At 33.8% G+C, this 25,013-nt stretch carries 23 protein-coding genes and 1 pseudogene; 9 read left to right on the forward strand and 15 right to left on the reverse strand.

The window, feature by feature from the left end; all coding sequences use genetic code 11:
* Window positions 1-4: 4 nt before the first annotated feature.
* Window positions 5-979 (reverse strand): ABC transporter permease, encoded by a 975-nt coding sequence (locus V6M85_RS07460; RefSeq protein WP_338598432.1) that lies wholly within the window; start codon window positions 977-979, stop codon window positions 5-7.
* Window positions 980-984: 5 nt separating this feature from the next.
* Window positions 985-2,646, reverse strand: a complete 1,662-nt coding sequence (locus tag V6M85_RS07465; protein ID WP_338598433.1) for an ABC transporter substrate-binding protein — start codon at window positions 2,644-2,646, stop codon at window positions 985-987.
* A gap of 596 nt (window positions 2,647-3,242) precedes the next feature.
* Here V6M85_RS07465 and V6M85_RS07470 point away from each other — a divergent pair.
* From V6M85_RS07470 to V6M85_RS07480, 3 genes are all read left to right on the forward strand, one after another.
* Complete coding sequence (locus V6M85_RS07470) at window positions 3,243-3,575, forward strand: hypothetical protein (protein WP_338598434.1); 333 nt, start codon at window positions 3,243-3,245, stop codon at window positions 3,573-3,575.
* A 92-nt stretch (window positions 3,576-3,667) separates the two neighbouring features.
* Window positions 3,668-4,297, forward strand: a complete 630-nt coding sequence (locus tag V6M85_RS07475) for a pyroglutamyl-peptidase I (protein ID WP_338598436.1) — start codon at window positions 3,668-3,670, stop codon at window positions 4,295-4,297.
* Between the two features lie 524 nt (window positions 4,298-4,821).
* Window positions 4,822-6,396: a gamma-glutamyltransferase family protein gene (locus V6M85_RS07480; protein ID WP_338598437.1), complete on the forward strand. Its 1,575-nt coding sequence runs from the start codon at window positions 4,822-4,824 to the stop codon at window positions 6,394-6,396.
* 214 nt (window positions 6,397-6,610) lie between these two features.
* Here the strand turns inward: V6M85_RS07480 and V6M85_RS07485 are convergent, their stop codons facing one another.
* Complete coding sequence (locus V6M85_RS07485) at window positions 6,611-6,784, reverse strand: helix-turn-helix domain-containing protein (RefSeq protein ID WP_338604679.1); 174 nt, start codon at window positions 6,782-6,784, stop codon at window positions 6,611-6,613.
* 237 nt (window positions 6,785-7,021) lie between these two features.
* Window positions 7,022-7,297: a hypothetical protein gene (locus V6M85_RS07490; RefSeq protein ID WP_338604853.1), complete on the reverse strand. Its 276-nt coding sequence runs from the start codon at window positions 7,295-7,297 to the stop codon at window positions 7,022-7,024.
* On the opposite strand from V6M85_RS07490, the pseudogene V6M85_RS07495 reads away from it, so the two are divergent.
* A pseudogene (locus tag V6M85_RS07495) lies at window positions 7,230-7,772 on the forward strand (amino acid permease); the annotation flags it as partial. The gene V6M85_RS07490 and the pseudogene V6M85_RS07495 overlap by 68 nt on opposite strands.
* A gap of 395 nt (window positions 7,773-8,167) precedes the next feature.
* On the opposite strand, the gene V6M85_RS07500 reads toward V6M85_RS07495, so the two are convergent.
* From V6M85_RS07500 to sixA, 5 genes are read right to left on the reverse strand one after another with little or no spacing between them, the layout of a single operon-like run.
* A complete protein-coding gene (locus tag V6M85_RS07500; RefSeq protein WP_338598439.1) occupies window positions 8,168-8,794 on the reverse strand; it encodes a CHAD domain-containing protein in 627 nt (208 codons plus the stop codon).
* Window positions 8,781-9,407 (reverse strand): thymidylate kinase, encoded by a 627-nt coding sequence (locus tag V6M85_RS07505; protein ID WP_338598441.1) that lies wholly within the window; start codon window positions 9,405-9,407, stop codon window positions 8,781-8,783. Before V6M85_RS07505 ends, V6M85_RS07500 begins: the two co-directional genes overlap by 14 nt.
* A complete protein-coding gene (gene tmk / locus V6M85_RS07510; protein ID WP_338598443.1) occupies window positions 9,382-10,029 on the reverse strand; it encodes a dTMP kinase in 648 nt (215 codons plus the stop codon). The genes V6M85_RS07505 and tmk overlap by 26 nt, the downstream gene beginning before the upstream one ends.
* Entirely contained in the window at window positions 10,026-11,282 is a 1,257-nt protein-coding gene (locus tag V6M85_RS07515; RefSeq protein ID WP_338598445.1) for a Ppx/GppA phosphatase family protein, read from the reverse strand. The genes tmk and V6M85_RS07515 overlap by 4 nt, the downstream gene beginning before the upstream one ends.
* Window positions 11,283-11,768, reverse strand: a complete 486-nt coding sequence (sixA, locus tag V6M85_RS07520) for a phosphohistidine phosphatase SixA (RefSeq protein ID WP_338598447.1) — start codon at window positions 11,766-11,768, stop codon at window positions 11,283-11,285.
* A gap of 333 nt (window positions 11,769-12,101) precedes the next feature.
* On the opposite strand from sixA, the gene V6M85_RS07525 reads away from it, so the two are divergent.
* Both V6M85_RS07525 and V6M85_RS07530 read left to right on the forward strand, forming a co-directional pair.
* A complete protein-coding gene (locus tag V6M85_RS07525) occupies window positions 12,102-12,299 on the forward strand; it encodes a hypothetical protein (protein ID WP_338604855.1) in 198 nt (65 codons plus the stop codon).
* Complete coding sequence (locus tag V6M85_RS07530; RefSeq protein WP_338598448.1) at window positions 12,233-13,207, forward strand: AAA family ATPase; 975 nt, start codon at window positions 12,233-12,235, stop codon at window positions 13,205-13,207. Before V6M85_RS07525 ends, V6M85_RS07530 begins: the two co-directional genes overlap by 67 nt.
* A 392-nt stretch (window positions 13,208-13,599) precedes the next feature.
* Here the strand turns inward: V6M85_RS07530 and V6M85_RS07535 are convergent, their stop codons facing one another.
* From V6M85_RS07535 to V6M85_RS07555, 5 genes are all read right to left on the reverse strand, one after another.
* Window positions 13,600-15,180 carry a sodium:solute symporter gene (locus tag V6M85_RS07535; protein ID WP_338598450.1) on the reverse strand — a complete coding sequence of 527 codons (1,581 nt, stop codon included), beginning with the start codon at window positions 15,178-15,180 and terminating at the stop codon, window positions 13,600-13,602.
* 4 nt (window positions 15,181-15,184) lie between these two features.
* Window positions 15,185-15,376 carry a DUF3311 domain-containing protein gene (locus V6M85_RS07540; protein ID WP_338598452.1) on the reverse strand — a complete coding sequence of 64 codons (192 nt, stop codon included), beginning with the start codon at window positions 15,374-15,376 and terminating at the stop codon, window positions 15,185-15,187.
* Window positions 15,377-15,907: 531 nt separating this feature from the next.
* Window positions 15,908-16,216 (reverse strand): winged helix-turn-helix domain-containing protein, encoded by a 309-nt coding sequence (locus tag V6M85_RS07545; protein ID WP_338598454.1) that lies wholly within the window; start codon window positions 16,214-16,216, stop codon window positions 15,908-15,910.
* Window positions 16,209-16,820, reverse strand: coding sequence for a hypothetical protein (locus V6M85_RS07550; RefSeq protein ID WP_338598456.1), 612 nt, complete (start codon window positions 16,818-16,820; stop codon window positions 16,209-16,211). Before V6M85_RS07550 ends, V6M85_RS07545 begins: the two co-directional genes overlap by 8 nt.
* Before the next feature lies 1 nt (window position 16,821).
* Window positions 16,822-17,598 (reverse strand): ATP-binding cassette domain-containing protein, encoded by a 777-nt coding sequence (locus V6M85_RS07555; protein WP_338598458.1) that lies wholly within the window; start codon window positions 17,596-17,598, stop codon window positions 16,822-16,824.
* A gap of 96 nt (window positions 17,599-17,694) precedes the next feature.
* On the opposite strand from V6M85_RS07555, the gene V6M85_RS07560 reads away from it, so the two are divergent.
* Both V6M85_RS07560 and V6M85_RS07565 read left to right on the forward strand, forming a co-directional pair.
* A complete protein-coding gene (locus V6M85_RS07560; RefSeq protein ID WP_338598460.1) occupies window positions 17,695-18,522 on the forward strand; it encodes a hypothetical protein in 828 nt (275 codons plus the stop codon).
* A gap of 457 nt (window positions 18,523-18,979) precedes the next feature.
* Window positions 18,980-20,836, forward strand: a complete 1,857-nt coding sequence (locus V6M85_RS07565; protein WP_338598462.1) for an APC family permease — start codon at window positions 18,980-18,982, stop codon at window positions 20,834-20,836.
* Window positions 20,837-21,581: 745 nt separating this feature from the next.
* On the opposite strand, the gene V6M85_RS07570 is transcribed toward V6M85_RS07565, so the two are convergent.
* Window positions 21,582-23,063, reverse strand: coding sequence for an aldehyde dehydrogenase family protein (locus V6M85_RS07570; protein WP_338598464.1), 1,482 nt, complete (start codon window positions 23,061-23,063; stop codon window positions 21,582-21,584).
* A 184-nt stretch (window positions 23,064-23,247) separates the two neighbouring features.
* Between V6M85_RS07570 and V6M85_RS07575 the strand changes: the two genes are divergently transcribed.
* The gene (locus tag V6M85_RS07575; protein WP_338598466.1) at window positions 23,248-24,843 is read left to right on the forward strand and encodes an L-lactate permease; all 1,596 of its coding nucleotides are present in this window, start codon (window positions 23,248-23,250) and stop codon (window positions 24,841-24,843) included.
* Window positions 24,844-25,013: the final 170 nt, after the last annotated feature.

The raw sequence follows: 25,013 nt of genomic DNA on the forward strand, positions 1-25,013 counted from the left end.
CTTTTCACCTTCGTACTCTGGGATCTAAAAACGAGTAAAGTATATCGACTACAAGTAAGGCAACTAATGTAGTTAGTGTTAACACGAAGAAACAACCTTGTATTGTAGGATAATCTCTAGCTAATACCGCTTGATATAAGAGTAGACCCATACCGGGATATGTAAATACGGATTCTACTAGAACAGCACCGCTTACTATATATCCCATTTGTATACCTAAGTTAGTTATCATTGGTAAAGACGCATTTTTCATCACATGACCATAAAGTATTCTTCTATCATCATATCCGAAGGCCCTCAAGGTTATTACGTAGTCTTCCCTTAAAGTATTAATAGCAGAGGCTCTCATAATTAATAAGTTACCTCCCGTGAGATAAGCCATTAAAGTGACGATAGGAAGGAATGAATGTGAAAATAAGCTAGATATAAAAGTCAAAAGGCCTATTTTAGTTACCGCAAAAGAACTTGAGAAATAGCCACTAGTAGGGAAAACCTTAATGATCACACCAAAGCTTATGAGAAGAATCAGTCCTAACCAAAATGTGGGAATAGATCTTAATGCCATCGATAAGAATATTGCAATATTGTCTACTTTCCCCCTTTTCCACGCCGAGATTAACCCTAAAACCATTCCTAAGAGAGCGGAAATTATAGTTGCTGTTCCGGTCAGAAATAATGTCCAAGGCAGTCTCTGTTCTATTAATGTAGATACTGGCTCCGGGTAATAAAGAAAAGAGATACCAAAGTTTCCAGTAAATACACCCTTTAAGTAAAGGATAAATTGAACATAAAGCGGTTTTGTTAAACCAAATTGCTCTAAAATTTGCCTCTGTGCTTGCGGTGTCATTAGTGGATTCACAAACCTAGAGACCGGATTACCTGGCATTAGTCTAGGTATAAGGAAGTTTAAAACTAAAAGAATAATAAACGCATAGAAGAAAAAAATAAATCTCTGAATAAGGTATTTTTTCCATGCCATAAATATTACCCAGATGGTGTTATACTTAAGAAGTTAGTATAATACCATAGGCCATATCTAGGTACTGCACTCCAATTCGTATAGCCTTGTACTGCCCATATATCTTGCCCGTAGGACAGCATTATCCATGGTACTTGCTGAGAAATAAAGTATTGTATCTGATCCACGTAGTATTTCTCTATAGACAGGGAAGGCGAGTATATTGCCTTAAGTATAAGATTATCCACGGTTGAGTTTTTGAAAACCGCAAAGTTAAGACCATTAGGTCCGGTTTCATTGGAATCAAAAGAAGGTTCTAGAAATAACATTGGATCAAAATATAATCTCCATGAACCAAGTGTCATTTGATAATTATGAGTACCTATTACTGTATTTTCCCAAGTTGTAGGATCAACTGATTCTACATTAACTGGTATTCCTATTTGTCCTAATTCTTGTTTAATTATCGTAGCCATCTCTATCCATGGTGCTTGATTAGGTATTAGTAAGGTAAAAGTAAGTTGCTGTCCTTGTGTGTCAACCCATTTACCAGTAGAATTGGAGAAACCTGCTTCTTTCAAAAGCTGTACGGCCAAAGAAGGATCATATGTGTAATTTATTACATTTGGATTGTACCAATATGAGAGAGAAGGAGATATAACAGAATTTGCTATATATCCTTGTCCTAAGAAAGCTAATTCCAATATAGCGGTTTTGTTGATTGCATATGCTATAGCTTGCCTTACTAAAGTATTATTAAATGGAAATACTTGAGTATTCATAGAAATATAATATATCATTGTACTCGGAGTGTTTACTATATGTATGGATTGATAAGAGGATAAAGGTGTTAGATCAGTCCCTGGGGGAAGTTCTAATAAATTTAAGCTTCCTGATTCTAAAGCTGCTAAAGCAGAATCCACTGAGCTAAATATCTTTATGATTAAGTACTTAAAGTGAGGTTCTCCCATAAAGTAGTGCGGATTAGCTTTTAGAACTATATCTACACCTGGTGTTCTAGAAACAAATATGAATGGTCCATCTCCTGTTAAGTTAGTCTCATTATATGGATTCGTTATATGCTCCCAGATATGTTCCGGTATTATCATACCTAAGTCAGCTAAATCCAATAAGAATCCTGCATCTGGATGTGCTAATGTAACTTGAACAGTATAATTATTTATTATAGTAACGTTCTTTATAAGATCAGCTAGTACTGCATAGTAAGGAAAGTGATATCTCTCCCAATAATTAAACGTAAAGGCAACGTCATTTGCAGTCAGAGGAACACCATCTTGCCAAGTTATATTATGATATAGATAAAAGGTATAGATGGTTCCATTCCCTGATATGGTCCATCTCTCAGCTATACCAGGTGCTGGTAGTCCAGATGAATTTACTTCAACTAGCGTATTAAAAATTAACTGTAATACATCTAGGTCTGATATAGTAAACCAGTTAACAGGACTTAATGAGGTTACGTCTTCAAAAAAACCAGCTACAAGGGTAGCATTGCTAGAAGGAACAGTAGTTGGTGTGATACTAGTCGGCGTTGTAGTGGACGACTGGTAAGTTGTAGGTTTTTGGGACATCATATTTAATAATACGGCCGCAATTGCTGCTATTATTACTATCGCAATTACTATTCCTATAAGCATGGTTCTACCTATCCCTTTTTTAATACTCACGAATGTCGCCTAACTTGCATTGTTCTGAAAATAAAATTTAAGTTTTTCGTTTTAATCTGCTAAGAAATAAGCGTAATTTATAATGATCTATATTTAAAACTAATCAAATCTAATCATAAATAGATCTGAAAGATATTAAAAATATTTTATTATTAATATGCTGGATGTTTAAGGCCCTACTATGAATTGTAATAATTGAAAAACAGTAAAAAATAATGAGAAAATTTATCGTTTTCAAGTAATATAATTGAGGGTGTGAATATGAGGTAATACTATGAAGATCAAGTTAAAACCAACTTTCTGTTCACACCCAAAATGAAAACTGATTGTTAAACAAAACTCCAGAAGAAATCGAGAGATTCGCTCTTGAAGAAGACAAGAAAATAAGCCCAGAAAGAGGAAAACAGTAAAGAGAAAAGGTTATCAAAACTACAAGTTCTTAAAGAACTTCTCGATAATGCAAGAGGGGAGAAGAATTGATACAAAGTAAAGTTCATTACAGTTAAACTACAAATACTGTAATAACGAGAAAGCGAGAATAAAAACATAGATTGAGGAGGAACTACTGAGAGAAGAGAAAGGAAAGTCTTACTACCTTGTTACTAAAAATCAAAAATCTCTACTCTATCTTGCCGGGTAAACTCTGGATACCAGAGACACAAGAAAAACATGATTACAAGTACTTGATACTTGATAGTAAATATGTGAATTTGAAAGGGAGGAAGGCTGTTCTTTTGGTTGCTATTGTGTTGATGATCATGGTAATTGAGGTTGTTATTGATGCTATTCTAGCTGATTCTGAGAGTACTAATGCTTATTGGTCTCTCTTAGTTAGGCTGTGTAAGAAGTTCGACCTTAAATTTGTTATTGATCTAAATAGGAGTATTGATTGTGCTGTTTTTGGGAGTAACTTACGAGTGATTAGGTAACTTTGTCTTGCATTCTTTACCAAGATAAGAGATAGTATCTACTTTTCCTTTAAATCAAAACGTTTATTTATTGGTTGATTGAGCATCTATATATGACAGTTATTCTCTTTGGATTTGAACCTTTTAGAGAATACATTGAGAATCCTTCGCAACTTGTTGTACAATCCTTAAACAATATCGAAATAAATAATGAGCCAGTAAGAGGAATAGTCCTTCCTGTAGAATATGACAAGGTGGAAGAAATAATTATAACTAGTATAAGAAAATACAAACCGATATTAATTTTAGGACTAGGATTAGCTCCAGGTAGAGCTAAATTAACTCCTGAAAAAATTGCAATAAACTATAAATATTCTAAGGAACCAGATAATGCAGGGAAAAAAAGTAATGGTGAAAAGATAGATAACAATGGCCAAGATGGCATATTTACAAATATCCCAGTAGAAGAGTTAGTAGACTTTTTAAATAGTAGGAGTATTCCTACAGAGTTGAGCCTTTCAGCTGGAAGTTATCTCTGTAATATGGCCATGTATATAATAGTTAGGGAAGCCAAAAAAAGTGGAGCTTTAGGAGGCTTTATACATTTACCTTGCCATGAAAGGTTAGCGAGCATACTATCTAAACCATTACCATCTATGAACTTAGAAACTATGAATAGAGGTATCAGATTAGCAATTGAGTTCGTGCTATCCAAACTGACTAAACAACAAAATGTACAATAATATTAATTATTGAAATGTAATTTATTATAAGAAATTATATTCCGAATAGATGTTTCAATTTTTAGGCTAAACAATATTAAGGAAAAACTAAGATTAGTTAAGATAGATAAAGATATCTTTTTATGTAATATAACTTTTTAATTTAACTAGAAAATCTATCATTAATTTCTTTATTACTCTAGACAAATTATAGATTCAAAATCGTTTTATAAAAAGATAACTTAAGATTCATTTTTATAAAATCTATAATTTAAATGAGAAAATGACAATTTGTTACCAAAAAACATGGATAGACAGAGAAATCACAATCAAGGTCTACTGGTAATTCAAAACTTTCTGCCCCAATAATAACAATGTTTTAAAATTGTTCTATAAGAAAAATAAGTAATTTTTTGCCGGTTTTAAGGGATACTAATAGAAAATAAGTCAACAACAAATTCTTCAAACAGTTAAAACTTATCTACAACCTAGTATAATTTCCCAAAAAATAAGACTTATTAGTTTTATACATACTAAAAACATGTATGAATGCAATAGCAACTGATCATTTTTTGGCATCTAAAGCTGGTATTGAAATGTTTAAAAAAGGAGGCAACGCATTTGATGCTATCACAGCATCTGCTGCTGTTTTAAGTGTAGTTGATCCTTACAATTCCGGTTTAGGAGGATTTGGTGTAGCAATACTAAGGACCTCAGACGGGAAAATAAGAGGAGTTAACTTTATAGGTACAGCACCCAGAAGGTTAAAGCTTGAGGACCTAATTGAAGAGGACCCTTGGGAAGATTACAAACCGACTGCGGAAGGACCTTTATCTCCTTTAGTTCCCGGAAACGTAGCCGGTTGGGGGGAAATACATTCTAAGTATGGGCAATTAAAGTGGGCTGATGTTCTAGAACCAGCTATATTAGCCGCTCGTGGACATGAGATAACTAATAGAATTCATAAATTTTATGAAGGGATAAAATGGAAAGCTGCGAGGCATCAAAGTACATATAAAACATTTTACTCATCTGGAAGTTTTCCATCAGTCGGAGAAATTCTCAAACAACCGGAGCTTGAAAACACTCTTAAGATTTTAGCTGAAGAAGGATGGGAGTCTTTTTATAATGGGACCTTAGCCTCAAGAATTTCCGATGCAGTAAGAAAATGGGGTGGAGTATTGGATGAAGAAGACCTAAAATCGTATTCCCTCCTTTGGGTGAATCCCTTAAATACAACATTTGAAAAAAGTACTATTTACTCCTTATCTCAAGGAACTGGAGGTCCCATTGTGCTTGAATGGCTTAATATAATTGAACAATTGAATCCGCAAGATTCTTGGGATTCAGGAAATTTTGCACATTTCTTTCTAGAGGCTGGAAAACTTGCGATGAGAGATGACGACGCTTACAATTCAGGAAAAAATTATATAACAATGCCTGTAGACAAGTTAATAAGCAAAGAACATGCAAAAGAGTTAGCTGCATTAATTACTAATAAAGCTAATTTCTACAAAAAAGTCAATAAAAGCGTATATGGTCTACATACAACTAGTCTTTCGGCAATAGATGATGAGGGAAATGCTGTTACTATGACTCTAACACAAATGTATGGCTTCGATAGAAATGGGCTTCTAGAGGGATTAGGATTTAGTCTAAATGACGGAGTGTGCTATTTTTCTACTGATCCAAAAGATAAGGAAAGAGTAGAACCAATGCAAAGACCTAGATATCCCCTCTCTCCAATAATAGCAGAAAATCAAAACGAACTAATAACACTGGGTTCAGCAGGAGGATGGACCATACCACAGACTATAACTCTAACTTTATTAAAGATATTAAAATTTAACATGGAAATAGATAAAGCTATCGTAACACCAAGATATATATTAAGGTATAGGGATAACTCTATACCTTATCCTCCTGGTACAGTAGTTGAAATAGAAGAAGGTATTCCTAGAGCTACAATTGAAGAACTTAGAAATAGAGGTCACATAATAGGGAGTCACACACCATTTGATAAAGCTCCTTTCGGTGCTGTGAATGGTGTTCAAGCTATGAGGGGCAAGATGATTGGAGGAGCAGAAATAAGAAGAGATGGCATAGCCCTTACTATTTAAAATAGGTTATCTAGGCTTATACTTATAGCCTATCTGTTTTGTAGAGTTTTAAAGTTAATGCCATTTTTACATTTCTCCTTATAAGAAGATTATATTTTAGGTCGCATAGTTTGTAGATTTTATATAAAGACCATAGAAATTTATATTACAGTTAATAATTTAAATTCTTGGTCTTATCTGATAGTGAAGTAATTGTTCATTAAAATGTAATAGTCTATGAGTTAAACTCATCAAGATCAGTTGAAGTAATAAGTTTATTTATGAAGTTTCTCAAGTGATAGAGGAATGCTTGTTTAGATATGCCTAGAACATCAGCTATTTCCTTTGCTTTAACGTTTCTAGGATAATTGAAATACCCCATTAATAACGCAGTTTTAAGAACTAGCAGTTCTTTCTCTTAAATTCGTTCCTCTTAATATGTTTAGAAAATTTAACCTTTATTACTGACATATCTCTTATATTAAATTTTTCTTGCAGTAGTCCAAATTTGTATAATTAAGAATATCTCCCTCAAATCTCATTAAGGTATCTGAAATCGTATTTTCTCTATTTTCAAGAAATTCAACCATATATCTACTACTTACTCTCTTATATTTTATAATCTCATCAACGTTATTGGAATTTTTTAGATCTTAAGAATATCGAAGGGAGTATTAACTGTAACCTTAACATTATTTTTGCTATAGTCAGAAATTTTTACAGTTTTAACTCTGTATTTTACCTGCTCAGTCCAGCATCCCTTGTGGGCAATTGTAAATTTTATGTTATAAATATTATACATTTCAATGTCAAGTTGAATCTTTACGTTATAAATGTTCTTGCGTTTTTTCTCATTTACGCCTGCCCTCAAAATCCTTTTTGTAGCACTTATGTTCAATTCTTCTGCCCTAGCATTTTCCACTAGCGGAAGTAGAATGATTTATGGAATGGCTAGAGATGGCATATTGTATCCTAAAATGTTTTCAAAAATTAACAGACATGGCGTACCGGGGAATGCCATACTCTTAACGGGCTTAATTACCGGAGTCCTAAGTTTAGTGAGTGGTTATATTTTAGGTCCGTTAGAGGCGAGCATATTCTTAATAACTTTTGGCTCATTTTATGTCGTATTTGGGCATTTATTTGCTGCTATTGGATTAATAAGGAATAAGGTAAAAGTTAGTCCTAGGAGCTTAGCTAAACATATCATAGTCCCCTTAGTATCTGCAATAGTTTACATTATAATAATATACTTCGGCACATATCCTGCCCCAGCTTTTCCTTTAAATATCGCAGTCTTTGCAGCATGGGGAGTATTAGCATTACACATAGTGGGTTATTATATATTAAAGGCGAGAAAACCAGAAGTAATGAAGAGGTTTGGAGACTATAGTTTATTAATGTTTTTACATATTAGTATTAGTTGGGTATCTGTAAACTCTCATAATAACGAGAATTCTGAAGAGTTCCCACTTATATAAGGCTTCCCTTTATACCTTCTCTCTTTTTACGAATTCTTCTGGAATCAATTATATTATTAGTGCATTGGTAAGTAGACTACGACTACATAATCACTGAACAAATACTGAACAAATACTGTTATTTATTATATTATATAGTTATCACAGCTTGATAGCTATGCGCATTGGATAATACTCGATAATACCGATTTATGTGAAATGTTATTTTATTAGTCATTTACGCTATATATTTAATTCAATGTTATATAAAGTAAATTTCTATGTAATAAAAAATATTTAAGTGGGTATTCATCGATGGGGACTTCGCCCCCTTAACCCCCATTTGTATTAAAGTGATGAAATTCGTCTTGTAAAGCTATTATTTTTAGTATTACTCTCCTGGCCTCTTCTCTATACTCGTCTAAGTTGACATTTGTAGGAGTTTGACCCCTACATCTAGCCCTTAACATCTCGTCCCTTAAATCTCCCATTCTTTTAGCTAATATCTTAATTTCCTTATTGTCATAACCTAGCGCTTCCGCTAGATTTCTCACTATTCTCACGTTTTTCCTTAATTCATGAAAATCTGAAATATCCTTGACAGAGCGAGATATGTCTAAAATTCTGTTGTACAGAAGGATTCTTGCCCCATAAATTCTCTCATTGATAAAGCACATTTGCATATTTTTAACTCGTTTTAACGCTTTAAAAACCAATTTATCTCTCTCCATGTTTATTATACCACATATGTCAATATCTCTAACTTTCCCTAAGGTGCTAATAGCCTCCTTAGCTAGGAATATACATTCAATATTTTCATAAATCGGATAAAGCGTATATAAAACGTCAAAGTATTTTCTAATTGCAACTCTCATGTCATGTATATCCTCTTCACTCTCTCCATTGATTTGAATTGCCTTCCTTAACTGTTCATTAAGATATTTCTCAATCTGTAACATTGGCTATTCGCCTCAATATTTCCGTCTGAGCTTTTTCAAATTCGTCATCGGTATAAATTATATTTTCTTTCGAGGAAAGTGATATCAGAGCGTCTTGAAATTTGTTGATGTAATCTACATAAGCATCAAATAAATCTTCCTTAACGCAGATATCCATTCCCGTCTCTAGAGGATTAGGATAGCCCCTTCTCTTTATAATTCTCCTCACTATCTCATCTGGAGATGATATTAATGTTAAGGAAAGTGATGCCTTAGGAAAGATGGAAGTTACATAATTCATCCAGTCTTTTTCTAATCCTCTCGCTATTCCCCATGACATTAAGGTTAGCACATAGCCGTCTGCTAAGGCTATAAATCCAGATTCTATGGATGGTTTAACGTAATTCTCTATTTGATCAGCTAAGTCTGTTATATAAGCTAAAAATAAGGTTCTTCTCTCAAATACTATATTTCGTTTAACCTGAGCTATTCTATCTCCAATTAACTTAGATCTTTGAATCCCAAAGGTTATTACCCCATATCCTTGCTTCTCTAAGTACTTTTTAGTGGCCTCTAAATGAGATGTTTTACCAGAACCTTCAATTCCTTCAAAAGCTATTATCAATATATTCACCTAAAACTTTCCTTATTTCAGTCTGTATATCCTTTAACGGCTTATTCCCATCTATTGTTATAAAGTTGTTTTCCTCTTTAGCTATTTTATCATAAATTTCCACTATCATGCTTTGATATTTAATAAATCCCTCTTCTGGTTCCAAATTCTCATTGCTAAATATATCTGCTCCAGCCTCTTGAGGTTTTATTTTTCTCTTCGACTTCTTAATTCTTTCTAATGCTACTTCTGGTGTAACTCTAATGTAGAACGTGAAGTTTGGTTTTATCGCAAAGGAGTAAAGTTTCCTTACCCAGTCAATATCAACTCCTCTTATAACATCTCTAGCATATGCAGTATAAATATACCTATCGCATATTACAACAAATCCACTCTTGAGCATTGGCAAAATATATCTCTCATATCTGTCAGAAAAGTCAGTTGCATGAATTAGGCTAAACGTTATCGGAGTTAAAAGGTTCTTCTTTTTAGCCTCTTTTATTATATCGTGAATCCAGTCTGAGGAATTCCATTCTGTAAGATAAACATCTCTTTTCATCTCAATCCAGTCCTTAAGTACTACAGCTTGACTAGACTTGCCAGAGCCATCTATTCCTTCAAATGCTATTAACAAACCTTTCATATTCTCACACCAGCCACGTATTTGTCAATATCATTTCTAATTATATCACCAAAACTTAATATTTCTTTTTTAGTTATGTCTTCATTTAACTTTTTCATCTGTTTTTTCTTAACTTTTCCGCTTCCCGCCTCACAAATCAGACCTATTAATAATGCCTCATTTAACGTAAAACCGGGTAAAACGGACTCTTTAATAAACCTATAACAAGCTTGAAATGGATCAAAATAACCAGTCATCTTAAAAACTAATGATAAGAAGGCTGATGATGCGACATAAAATGAGTATTTACTATCAACTTGAGTAAGGATCTCATTGATAATCTCTATTGGTGGAGTAGTTATAGCATGAGAAAATGAAACTGCTTCTAACCAATTAATCTTATCTAACCTTTTTCCCTCTGTAAGTACTCCCTCTCTCATTCCAAAAGCTGATACTATCAATTCTCTCGAATTTAGGTAATTAACTAACTCATCTATAATAACTGAGGCTGAATGAATTGTTAAAGCTCTTTCCTTACCTATCCCTGGAAGAGACTGTCTACTTTCAGCATCCAATGATGGTAAAAGTGAAGCATACTTACTGATCTGTTTTGAAGATATAGAATAACCATGAATTGATTTAAGAGGAAAAGAAGTAAGTTTCCTATCAAGTTTTGCTAAAGCCCTAACGTTTCCTCCAGAACCTACCAGAGTTTTACCCTTTCTGATATCTAACGTTGATAGTTCATCTAAAACTTTTTTCCTTATCTCCCTAGGTGAGTAATTAATGAGCTTCAGAGCACCAATTGGCAATTGGGACACTCTTGATATATTCCCTGATGTTACTTCAGCTATTTCTAACGACCCTCCTCCCAACTCGAAGAAGATTCCATCAGAAATTGGAAGTGTATTCATCATTCCTATTGTAGCATATCTCCCTTCTTCCTCTCCAGAAACTATCCTTATTTCCTCATTGATTATCTTACTTAGTCTTTCTTTAACATCATTACCATTTATCGCATATCTAAACGCGCTAGTTGCTACAATCTTGACTTCCGCAACATTCAAATTATCTAAAATTTTCTTAAAAATGGAAAACGATTTCTCAGCTTTATCTATCTTTTCATCTGATATCTTATCCCCTTCTTTGATCCCTTCCCCTATCCTTACAAATGATTTAAAAGAACCAAGCATCCTAAACGTTCCATTAGAAAAAACTTGATAAATTACTAATCTGAAGGAATTATAGCCACAATCTATCACTGCAGAAATCATTTAAATCAGCTTTAAAATTTTCTGGGTAAGGAGAATTTTCAAAACTCCTTTCCCTTCTTTCAGATCATAATCGACTATGGCAATACCACCCTTCTTTATTTCAACATTAGCACCACTTATCGCTTTCACGAGGTTAGAAAGATATGGCTCATGACCTACAATAAGTATAGTAGAGTTATCTGCGAAATCCTTTACCTTCTCCAAAAACAAAGAGGGATCCTTATCTGGCGTAAGATCATCAAATGTCTCTACTTTCTTTTCATTATCACTATCAAAGAGTTCATCCAAAATTACCTCCGCTGATTGGTAAGTCCTCAGATAAGGACTGGATATTATTCTATCAACAGAATAGCCCATTTCGTCTAAAAAACTTGCTACTCTTCTCATCTGTTTTATTCCCTTCTTTACTAACTTCCTATCCTTATCCTCCTTACCTTCAACTTGTGGTTCAGCATCACCATGCCTCACTACTATTAAAGTAATCATATTCTACATATGTGTTTCAATGTATTTAAGCACTTTCGTATTGCGGCTAAATTAGAGAGAACAACTATATACTTTCTTCCTCAAAAATTATGGAAAGGTCTTTCATCTTGCATGACTAGATTTTACATGAATTTTTCTAAAAATAGCAGTTTACGGAAAATCCCATTAATGACCTTTCTCGTTAAAAAATGAAGCATTAATAATTTCCGTTTACTGCTAATGCAACATCTGGGGCTTTTTCCAAAAATTTATACGTCGTTTTAACAACCCTAGACACAAAATCAATTGTCAGATAGGATTTTAAATGCATAAGTTAAAATATTTTTTATAGAAATGATGTTGGGTAATAAAATCACGTATAAGAGGATAAGGATTAGGAATTTCAAAAGTCATCGAGGTACAGAAATAGATTTAAGAAAGCTTAACGTCTTAATAGGGCCTAATGGTAGGGTAAGTCAAATTTTGTGGAAGCTTTTCTCCTCCTTAGAGAAATCGTTAGACCCTCCGGTTATCCTCCATTACCTTTCTTGAATTGGTCTGGATATGACAAAGTGGTATTTATGAATGACACCTCTTTGGACATTTATTATGAGATTGAAGGTACCTACGACGGAAAGGACTTTTATTACTCATTAACAATAAACGGTTATAATGGCCTCTTAATAAAGAGTGAATATTTGAATTTAGGAAATTTAAAAATAGAAAGAAATCTAAACAAACTAACCATCGAAAAAAATTCCTTCGATATACCACAAAACTTAAGTATGTTCTCATTGGTTCAAAGCTATGGTCCAATTACATTTTCCAATCTCCCATTAACGCAGCCAGATGTATCTTTAATGGGTTTCCTTTCAAAATTTATAAATGATATAATAGTTTTAAGAATAATTCCTGAAAATGCGATTTCTCCAGTTCCTTTTAATATGCCCATGATGCTAAGAATCGATGGTTATGGTTTACCTAAAATCTTACAGAACCTTCCAATGCATGAAGCTGTGAGCATGTTTCTAGAAAGATTCAATCTCACTTTAACCCCAATAATAACTGACGATGGTAAAATTAAATTGAATGTTAAAGAGAAAGTTGATGGAAATGAAATCTTCTATCCCGCTAATTCCCTTCCATCAGGATTAGTGAAAATGCTAACAATAATGGTCACAGTTTATATGTTAAAACATTCTCCGATAGTGATTGATGAGGTCGAGAATTCTCTTCATGTTGAATTATTAGGTAGGTTAATTGATTTAATCAGAGAATCGGAGCCTCAGTTCATAATTACAACCCACTCACCCGCAATTGTAGACTTAATTAATCCTGAAGACGTAATTTTACTAGAAAGAGATAAGGGTGAGACAAAAGCAAGTAGACTTCAAAACGTTAAAGAATTAAAGAAAAAGTTAGAGGAACTTGGGTTAACTTTAAGTGAATGGATCTTCTAGTGAATACCTTCTAGGAGAGGAATTTCGTTTTATTTATCTATCTTTTATTATTACACTATTTATTTTAGTGGGGGATTATGAGAATTTGAGTGTCAATTATATTACTCATTACCAACGCTTTAGCTGTAATCCAACTAACCTCTGTTGCTTTATAAACCCTTTCCAAAAATTGACATTAATTTTTTCCTAAATCGTCTTAGGGAAAATAATCTTATAGACCTTAATAATTTACGAATAATCCATAAAGCAAACCTTAGCAGGTCGAAATTTAGATTGCACAGACATAACACAACAGAATGATAAAGCTTTTAACCTGGATTTTTAAAAAATAAAAAGGCAAATATCGAAATTAATTATAAAAATCAAATTATGGCTTTAAAAATAATTTTGACTTAAGATAATTCTTCTGCCTTTATGTTTGTAACTGGTCTCCATCCTAAACCATAAGCTATTGCAGTGCCAACTAAGCTTATGGCGATGTTTATCAATGTTGAAATTACACCTATATACATGGGCCCTAATGGTGTTAGATAAGATGACGTTTTCAAGGGCCCGAAGTGATTTGCTAATAACGTTAAATAAATTCCGCTAAACATTCCACCTATCCAACCTGCTATTAGTGAATATCCATTTAGCTTGTGAGTGTATAAACCTAGAAATACTGATGGCAACGCTTGAAGAACAATTATCCCTCCTAGTAACTGTAACTGTATTGCGTATGTTGATGGCGTTGTAAATACTAAAGCTAATGCTATGAATTTGAACGCAGTGGAAATCCATTTAGCCAATGTGGATTCTGTTTTAGGTGACATATCGGGCTTAAATTCCTTTATTATATTCCTAGTTAGTAGATTGGCTGCACCTATTGCCATTATTGCGGCGGGAACTAAGCCTCCTATGAAAATACCTAGCAAGGCGATACCAACAAACCAATCTGGCATCGTATAACCTATTAATGCAGGAACGGCTACTGCTCCAGATTTTGCTTTTTCGATAAAGTTAACTACCGTGGGATTCGCATATACTAATATTCCAAATAAAGCTATGATTGCAAGTAAAATTGAATATATAGGTTGCAAGGCTAGGGAGTATTTAAGTGATTGCTTTGAGTCTGCACTAACGCTACCATTTATTGCATGAGGATATAAATACAAAGCAAACGCACTACCTATTGCAAGTGAAATATATGCAGTTTGTGTAGCTAACGTAGTAGGTAAGTAGTTGTAAAATATGGGTTTATTAACGTGATTTAAGGCAAAATTAACTTGAGAACTCAACATCTGAGCATTATGGAAGGCTGCAGCAAATCCTCCAAAACTTAATGGAACAAAAATAGCTACAGTCAGTACGGTAGCTATGACTATCATGTCTTTATAAACTCCGGTTAAAGCTGCACCTCTTAATCCACTAGTAAATACGAATGCGGCTAAAATTATGAATGATACTAATAAACTTAAATCGCTTGCCAAGGAGATGTTGCTAACACCTAAACCTAAAAGTAGAATAAGTAGGGCTGCCTGCATTCCCACTATTTGTAATGCTACATATGGTAACTCAGCCACAACACCAGTTATGGCAACTAATCCTGCAAGAGTTCTGCTGTTAAATCTGTCTTTCACAAAATCTGCTGCTGTCACATATCCTCTATTTCTAGCTATTGTCCATAGTCTAGGCATGAAAAGTAAGGCAACATATCCCGCTACTCCAGAATAGAATGCTGCGAAAAATCCAACTGGTCCGCTAGCTAGTACTAGAGAAGGTACAGCAATAAATGTATATGCAGTATATGTATCAGCTGTCAATAAGAACCACATCAAGTAAGGCCCTAATTTTCTTCCGGCAAGAGCCCACTCATGAAGTTTTGATAAGTCTCCTTTTCTCCATCTACTACCATAAAATCCTAAAAATACGAAAATAACGAAAAGTATTATAAATAATATCACAGAGACTATTGAAACATGTAACCCATCCATGCTCTCACTCCCTAATCAAGTATGATACAGCGAAAAATACTAGTGCGCCTATGGGCATTAGGATTATCTGATACCAGTAAAACATTGGCAATCCTAGGAATGTTGGGTTCTCTTTTGAATATAGGGGTAGTAGTGAGTACAGTAGTATGAATATTAACGTTAAAACTGCCACTGCTATGTAAAACTTTCCCGCCATTACCTACATTAATATGTAAATAAGCATTTAAGCTTTACTATGTTAACTAGCTAAAAGCCTGATTCTTAACTAGTTTATAATAAGATTTTAACAAATAATGAGCTACTCTTTACTTAGCTGAATAAGAATATCCCCTTAGCAGTTGAGAAAAGAGAGTTAAGATCTGATCCCCTTCTATTTTCGTACTTTTTATGATTAGGGTTTTAGTTAGGTAGGCTTCTAGAAAATTAATCGATTGGATTACTACACTGTGGGAGCTAGTTTTAACTTAACATGATTATTATTCAAAGTAAATGATTCTTTTTAAAATAAAGATTAATCCTAGTTTTTACTACTTTATATTAATTATACATTTACAATATATTAAGAAGCTTAATATAAAATGCTTTACATGGCAGAACCCCAATTCAGAGAACGTGTTACTAAATAAGGATAAGAGTAACTAAGAAACTCTTTAGTGCAATATAACGAGTTAACAAAGAATTATCGGATGCCTTTGACTTACTAATATTATTTTTATTATGAGACAGACTACGATATACTGCTAATCAGCTTGAAGTATTCCTTAACTATCTCCCTTCCTTTATCAGTGATTCTAATAAATGTTCTTATTCCATTTACAGTAAAACCCTTTCTTGATATTACTAATCCTTCCTCTTCTAAAATCTGTATGTGCATCATTAAGGAGCTTTTTGGGATTTGAGCGTACTCTAGAATTTCCGAGAAGGTCATTTCCCCGAAGGTGTATAAACTAATTAGTATAGCTAATCTGATTGAATTATTTAAAGCTCTATTGTTAAGAAACTGTATTAGCTCCTTAATTTTTCCTTCATCACTCAATAGCTGACACCTCAAGTAAAGAATTGATTGAGGCGTAGAACCAGGATATTTCGAAAATCATGTAAACCGGAGATAACGTTGGGGATACGATCCCTAATGGAACGAGCAGAATACTGAAAATCGCTATTATATCGTAATATCTGGGATCTGCCAGTCTATGTTTAGAATAGAGAAAACGGTATAATGAAAAAGCTACGAAAGCGTCATATAGAAAAAAGAATGCAATAAAATATATTGAGTCTATTCCTAAATGTAGAGTTAAGATGAATAGTATAATTAATAGCGTAACCAAAGAAAACCACAGTACGTAACTCTGTTTATTTGACTTCCTTTCTCTACCTATAATCCTCATGTACTCAGTACTAATTCTACTAAATAGCCTCACAGTATAGTAAATAAATGGCAATACCATAACTAGTGGAATTATGCTATATAGGCTATTGCTCTCGACATTTAAATTGTCCAGAATCATATAAATTAAGGCTAAAATTAGACCATAAAATCCCCAAACAGCATAATAAATTCCCAGAATTTTTCTAGCTTTTCTTCTTATTATAATTCTCGCTATCTCTTCAGTCTTTTTAACTAATTCTTGATAATCCAATTTAAACTACACCATAAATTCTGTTTAAACTACCCAACATGCTTATTTTAATCCCGGTCTGTTTATCTTTAACTAAGGATATCTTTTTACCTTTTTGTACTTCTATCGTAACTATTGCGTTACTAACTTCCCCTTCAACCACGTTGGCATCAATTAACTCTTCAACTAGTATAGGTCCATATATTTTTCCGTTAAAAATAATATAAGAGTTCCATTCTTTAAACTCCTTTAGCAAATCTAATTCGTGTGTCGTAATAAACCCAGTGTTAAAGTATTCTCTAAATATGTCAGCTATGATCTCTCTTTTGCCGGGGTCTAAGTTCTCAAAAGGCTCATCTACTAAAGCTATTTTGGATTTGGAGGAAAGAGTTAGGGCTATTCTAACCATCGAAGATTGGCCAGCAGAAAGTTTATGCAAAGGTTTATTAATTACTTGATCGTGAATTCTGAGTTCTTTTAATAAGTTGTAGAACAAGATGGTATCTAGGTCCTTAATTTCCTCTAAAATATAGACTATATCTTTAACTTTCCTACCTATACTGTAAACCTCATATAAATTAGTCGAGAGATCTATGTAATTTCTTATTTTTCTCACTTCATTACCATTAACGTATATATTACCTTTATATGGTAATAGCCCACATGTAGCCCTTATTAACGTAGTTTTTCCAGATCCATTAGGTCCTAAGATAAGGTTCTTGCCATCTATTTTAAGGTTGATATGTTCAAGTAGTACGTAACCATCAAAATCTATTGTGAAACTTTCATATTCTAACATAATCTCATCTCACTATCTAAACATAAAAATCATCAAGCTAGTTCAAAAAATGAACCATTATTGAAACTTTTATTATCCGTAACAAATAAGTTACCTATGAGAAGATTTCTTATATATATCGTGAAGAGGCTTCTTCTGAATCCCAATTTGGTAGGATGGGGAATCCTTTATATACTATTCTGGGGTTCTATAGGCGCTTATCTAATGGCACCATCTTTCATTAAACAAATACCAACTGCTTACATTAGCAAAGTATATCAGAGTTACGTAGCCTCTTGGTATGCAGACCTAGTAACACTCTCGTTAAGCGCGTTAGCAGTTTCAGTTGCATTTATGCTCTTTTATCAAACGGGAACATTACCTTATTTATTTAGGTATAGTAGGCTTAAAGAAAGTACCTATATAGTATCAGTTTATTCTGGAACGCTGATAGCGGGGCTTGCAATCGAATTGTCGTTGACGGGGTTAATCTCGGTAATATTTTCCAATAACGGGATAGGAATTACAATCTATCCTCACGAATTTTATATACTGATTCCATTCATACTCCTTGCAAATTTGTTCTTCATATCTTTATCCACGTTCTTAGTTCTCCTTACAATAAAATTTAACGGAATGAGAGTTCAAAACTTAATTAGTTTCACTCCTCTAGTATTAGGTTTCCTATTTTACTCATTATTTACCTTTTCAGAATACCCCAAAACTTTAGATTACACTTCACCATACCTATCGCTAATTCTTCTGCTCTACTACGGATACTCTGGAAATACCCCACCAGCGAATTTACAAAACCCCCAAAGTTCTGCATCTCTTGAGCTGGTAATCATATCTTCAATTTTGTGGGTACTTATATTAACATTGGCAAATATTATATTAATTAGAAGGATATACTTTACCAATATTGAAGAGAGCAAGCAACTTTGACTTCCACTCTGAGACGATACATGAAGCTAGTTCTTAAGGTATATGCTAGCCCATCTTTATAAGATATTCTAATAAATTAGATAAATTCAATTAAGATAGAGATTGGATCATAATATACATTGCAAGAATTAAATATTACATGAACAACCCATGATAATTACTGCTTATTATTTTATGAGTGGTGATCTTCCTATATTCCAGAATTATAAAAAGTACCACTCTTAAGTTTATACAATATTATATTTTGATTATTGGTGATATGCGTTATTTCACATATAATAATTCTGAAATAAAGTTGAGATTTATCGACCTATCACCTAGATTAGCCGAACTACTCGACTATTATTAAGAGGGGTCCATAACGAATTTGGTCATTAGAGTATTATGGAAATTTCGAATTATGAAAGACCTATTACTTTTTACTTTAAAAGCACTTAACCATGTTTCTAATTATTGTATGACCGAGTCAGCCAATAACTCAGATAGGCTTTTAAAGAGAGAATTAAGTCTACTAGATTTAACCTTCTTGTCCTTAAGCGCAATGATAGGCTCTGGATGGTTATTTGCATCTTTAAGTGTCGCCTCAATAGCTGGGCCTTCAGGAATATTTTCTTGGATAATAGGAGGAGTAATGGTAATGTTTATAGGCCTAACTTATGCAGAACTGGGAAGCGCAATGCCGAAGAGTGGTGGAATTGTAAGATATCCAGTATATTCTCACGGCAGTTACACAGGTTACGTTATAGCGTTCCTATATCTTCTCTCTGCAATTTCCACACCTTCGATAGAGGCATTAGCAACTATTGAATACTTATCTAGCATTAATCCAACTCTAAGCGATATATTAACTAAAACTGCTGAGGTTAATGGCTCTTCAGTCACAGTGCTAACATTACCCGGTTTAGCTATAGCTACCTTGCTTTTATTCATCTTCTTCTTGATAAACTATTACGGTATAAGAGCTTTAGGGAGGGCTAATTCAGCAATAACCATTTGGAAAATAATAGTCCCTACGGTAACATTTATACTACTATTCCTCGCTTTTAGGTCAATTAACTTCACTGGTTATGGAGGAATATTTCCAACTAGTGTTTCAACTAACTATATTGGACCAGTTGGAATGTTATACGCAATACCATCTGCGGGAATAATTTACTCTTATTTAGGTTTCAGACAGCCCATCGAATTCTCCGGAGAAGCTAAAAACCCACAAAGAGATGTATGGAGGTCAATCATTTTGTCAATATTATTAGCAATCACGATATATACAATACTACAGATAGCGTTTATAGGAGCAATAAATTGGAACAGTGCAGGTATAACCCCAGGGAATTGGTCTGCGTTGTTAAATAGTAAGTGGGCTAATGGGCCATTTTATGGGGAGTTAGAAGCGGAGGGATTAGCGTTATCTGCGGCCTGGGGATATGTTCTCCTAATAGACGCTGTAATATCTCCTAGCGGAACTGGTTTAGTTTACACTGGAACTTCGTCAAGGACATTTTACGGCATGGCAGTTGAAGGTTATTTACCTAATTTATTCCAGAAGCTAAATCAATTTAAAGTACCCGTATGGTCTCTGATAGTATCATTGATAGCTAGCATAATATTCCTACTTCCTTTCCCTAGTTGGTATTTATTAGTAGGTTTCAACTCATCGGCTACAGTATTTACGTACATAATGGGAGGGATAGGACTTCAAGCCTTAAGAAAAACAGCCCCCGATTTGAAGAGAAGTATAAAAGTGCCATATGCAAATTTAATTGCCCCAATTGCCACAATAGTCTCATTATTAATAGTATATTGGTCTGGTTTCAGCACATTATTCTACATACTCTCAGCTCTATTTATAGGAGTACCTCTATTTTGGATGTTCTACGGTGTTAAAGTATTGGAAATCAAAAGGAAGATTGGGATCATTACGGGAATCTCGCAATTTATTGCTAATATAGTAATAGCAGTGTTTGGATATTGTACTGTCTTAAATGGAGGAAATATAGCAAGTTTTCTACTATATCTATTATTATTTGCATTGATGATGCTAATGCCATTATTTATAGGTTATATATTTGCCAGTAATAATGGAAGACTCCATCTCAGAAGTGGACTATGGCTTATGGCCTTAATTTTAGTAATGTATACAGTAAGTTATTTCAGTGAATTCGGACCGTTAAGTAATTCAGCACCTTTAAAATTCCCTTACGATATAGTCGTAGTTGCCATTATCGGTCTGATATTCCATTACTTGGCGGTTAAAAGTGGATTCAGAACAAGAGAGATAGAGGAAATAATAAATCAACAGTTAATATCTGATTAGTAAATACTTTGTCTCTGCGTAATTTCTAGCACGTCTTAATGAGAATGTTTTATTACTTTGTGGGGTTTTTCCAAATTATGTTACCCCTTGAATTCTCTTTATAAAAAGCGCTTCCAACACATAGTTTTACAAATATCCTACAAAGCGATGTTTTAATCAGTAAGTATAATTTTTACATCTTAATAAGAATTAATGTTAAGCCAACTATATAATTCTTTATTATCTCGACTCTGAAGGAGTTGTCTTGATTCACGAAATTTCTATAAAGAGATTATACTATTTATATTAATTCTCATCATCATAAAGTATTAATTTTTATCTCTTATTTCATAATCTCATCAAGTAGTTAAAAATTTAAGGTACCTACAATCTCTTTATGGGGACTTAAAGATAAGATTCGTATGAAATAAATGTTGTGCAAATAGATGTAAAAGGCATAAAATAATTTATGCCTTCATGACGGCACTATGACTTGATCCATTTGGTTTCACCTAGAATTTATAGAAACATCTTCATAACGAGAAGTTCTTAAAAATCTCAATTTTAAACTAATTTATACAAATTATGAATTATTCAACGTTATGAGCCTTCCTCATAGCTTACTACTTCTCCTCTTGAAATAAAAGACTCACATTCTTACCTTACGAATACTACATAAGTTTCCAATAAAATCTGCTTTTGCCAAATAAATCTAAAGACAAAGATTGATTTTAAGTTATGGCGCTTATGATACCTTAACCTCTATTTAGTCTTTATACACTTGTTTGAAGTGTGGGTAATTCTCATTTACATTGCTGTATATCATTTTAACCTCAACGAAGTCCTCAATACCTTGTAATCCTAGTTCTCTACCAATACCACTCTGCTTATACCCACCCCATAATCCTTCTGAGGGTTGCGTATATGCATCATTTATCCATACGCTTCCTGCCTTAATTTTTCTAGAAATTTTTAACGCTTTCCTGTAATCATTAGTCCAAATTGATGCAGTTAGCCCATATGTTACATCATTTGCTAAAGAAACTGCTTCATCATCAGTTTTGAAATACATAATAACTAGTACTGGCCCGAATATTTCCTCTTGAGCTATTTTAGACTTATTATCAACGTTGGAAAACACTGTGGGTTCCACAAAGTACCCCTTCTCTAACCCATTACCAGTTGCTTTTTTACCTCCTATTAGAAGTTTATATCCCTCCTTAGTTCCAATTTCTATATAGCTTAACACTTTGTTCTCTTGAGACTTAGATACTAACGGTCCAATGTCAGTATCTTCCAACCTGGGATTTCCCAATTTCAGCTTCTTAACCGATTCAACGATCAGATTCTCCACCTGGGATGAGATATCCTCTTCTACTATTAGCCTAGTTGTTGCTCCACATGCCTGCCCAGCATTTCTAAACATACCAAACATTAGTCCCCTAATTGCTTGATTTAAATTAGCATCCTTGAATAATATTAATGGATTTTTACCACCTAGCTCCAAGGAAATCCTTTTAAGGTCCTTAGAGGCTTCCTGCATTATCCATTTACCAGTCGTAGTTTCCCCGGTAAATGATATCTTATCTACCTTACTATTTTTAACTAATTCGCTACCTATTTTTTCTCCTGGACCTAAAACCATATTTATTACACCTTTAGGTATTCCAGTTGACATTATAATTTTGGCTAAATGATATGAGATTGCTGAGGTATAGCTAGCTGGTTTCCATACTATTGTACAACCCACTGCTAATGCTGGAGCTATTTTCCTAGCACTTTGAGTAAGCGGGAAATTCCAAGGGGTTATGGCACCTACTACACCAACAGGCTCCTTAACTAATTGTACTAAATCACCATTAGGTAAGAATTTCATATTTCCGTACAGTTTACTTCCAAAACCTGCATAGTATTCGAAAATATCTGCAGATGCATTAACATGAGCTTTAGCCTGCCTCAAAGGCATTCCTATTTCGTCCATTAATAGTTCAACGAATGTTTGACTCTCTTCTCTAATTTTTTCAGCTATTTTAAAGAGTATTCTGTCTCTTTGCTTATAATCTGTGACCCAATTATATTTATCATTATCAAACACTTCCCTAGCGACATCAACAGCGTTCTTTAAATCATCTATTGAAGCTAAATGAGTCTTAGTTACTATTCTTTCAGTATCGTAAGGACATTCCCTATAATAGTACTGATCTGACTTAATCTCCTCTCCATTTATAATTGACTTAGCCTCTATCATGAAAGTTATTATTTTTAGGTTGATATTTAAGTGTTGCTTACAGAAACTTACAGCTCGATTTTAAAATATATGCAAATAGAGTACGTGGAGACTTATATTTTTTACAAGAGTTTTTAAAGGTTAGTTAATAATTTATCAAAAATAAGCTTATAAATTAGAAATATATTTCTATATAGAGATAGACATGTATGTACAACCCTTAAATCCGACTGGAAATGTGGGTTTGACTATTTTAGCTTCTTTAACACCTATAATAGTGCTGTTGATACTATTAGCTGGTCTAAAGTTAAGTGCTTGGTTAGCATCACTTATAGGTTCCATAGTGACAATTTTAGTTGCATGGTTAGTATGGAAAGCACCAATAGCTCAACTATCATATGCATGGCTCATAGGTGCGTTAGTTGGAACTTGGGCAATATCATGGATAGTATTCTGGGGATTAACTATCTATAACACTTTAGTTTTAACTGGTAAATTTAATGCATTTAGGGATTGGATAGTTAGGAATTCTACCAATGACGCTCGTGTTCAAGCTATTCTCTTAGCGTGGTCTTTCGGAGCATTGTTAGAAGGGCTAGTAGGTTTCGGATATCCATGGGCATTTGTAGCGCCTTTATTAATATATTTGGGATTTGATGATTTAAAGGCGTTACAAGTTTCAGCATTGGCTAACAACGCTCCAGTCTCTTTCGGTGCATTAGGAACACCAATAGTCATATTGGCAGCAACTACTGGTTTACCCTTATTATTTGTGTCATCATCAGTTGCTAAAGTAGTAGCAGTTCTAGCTCTATTACCGCCTTGGATATTACTATATTTAGTAGATAGATGGAAGGGAATAAAAGAAGCTTGGCCAATAGCTATAATTGGCTCACTATCTTATATTCTAGGTCAATTTCCAGTAGCAAGCTTCGTGGGACCTTATTTGCCGGATATTACTGGATCTTTAGTGTCATTTGCAATACTACTTCTGTTTTTAAGAATCTGGAGACCTAAGAACGTATTAGTTCTGAAAAATATGCAATTTAATGGAGGAGAAAATAAGAAATATTCCAGTAAGGATGTTGTTCAAGCTTGGTCAGCTTTCATAATATTGATAATTGTGGTGACTTTATGGACTGGACCATGGTCTCCCCTAACTAAAGTAACGTTAGCTACATTAGCTCAACCTGCGTATTCATCTCTTCTTCATAAGAATGTATCAGTAAGTTTTGGTTTTAACCCATTTGTCGCGGGTACCTCTATTTTAGTTTCTTGGGTGATAATTTCTTTAGTTTTACGAATTTCACCAAAAATTATGGGTCAAGCAGTAAAGAGATCTTTTCAGCAATATTGGGGTGGTATATTAACTGGAGTTTTCGTAGTGGGACTAGCTTACGTATTTAACTTCAGCGGGATGGCTTATTCCTTGGCGTGGAAGGCAAGTGATTTAAGTTTAGCATTCATAGTAGTCTCTCCACTCTTTGGATGGATAGGTTGTGCATTATCCGGAAGTAATACGTCAAGTAACGCTCTTTTTGGAGTCTTTCAAGCTACTACTGCACGTTTAGCAGGATTACCAATAGGTCTAACGCCAGCCCTAAATTCAGTAGGTGCCGAATTAGCTAAACCGGTAGCTCCACAGACTGCCAGTGCTGGTGTATCCACGACTAAGTACGTTAGAAAGGAAGGAATAGTAATAAGGAAGAACTTACCTTGGGCAATAGGGGTACTAGTTTATTTGATAATTATCGGCGTACTATATGCCTTCTTAGCTCCATCTTTGTTTATACACTCATAGCTAAATATCATTTTTTCCTATTTCAATATTTTCTTCAAATTAACCCTTAATTTCAATAGCTCAGCTAGGCTTTTCTAAGTGCGGATTATGCGTAAATTTAGATTAGAAATATGTGGATAATAACTTCTTTTTCCTATTGTACTTAATTTCGTTTAATGAATCAACAGAGC

Source organism: Sulfolobus tengchongensis (assembly GCF_036967215.1).
In the GTDB taxonomy this organism is placed as follows: domain Archaea; phylum Thermoproteota; class Thermoprotei_A; order Sulfolobales; family Sulfolobaceae; genus Saccharolobus; species Saccharolobus tengchongensis_A.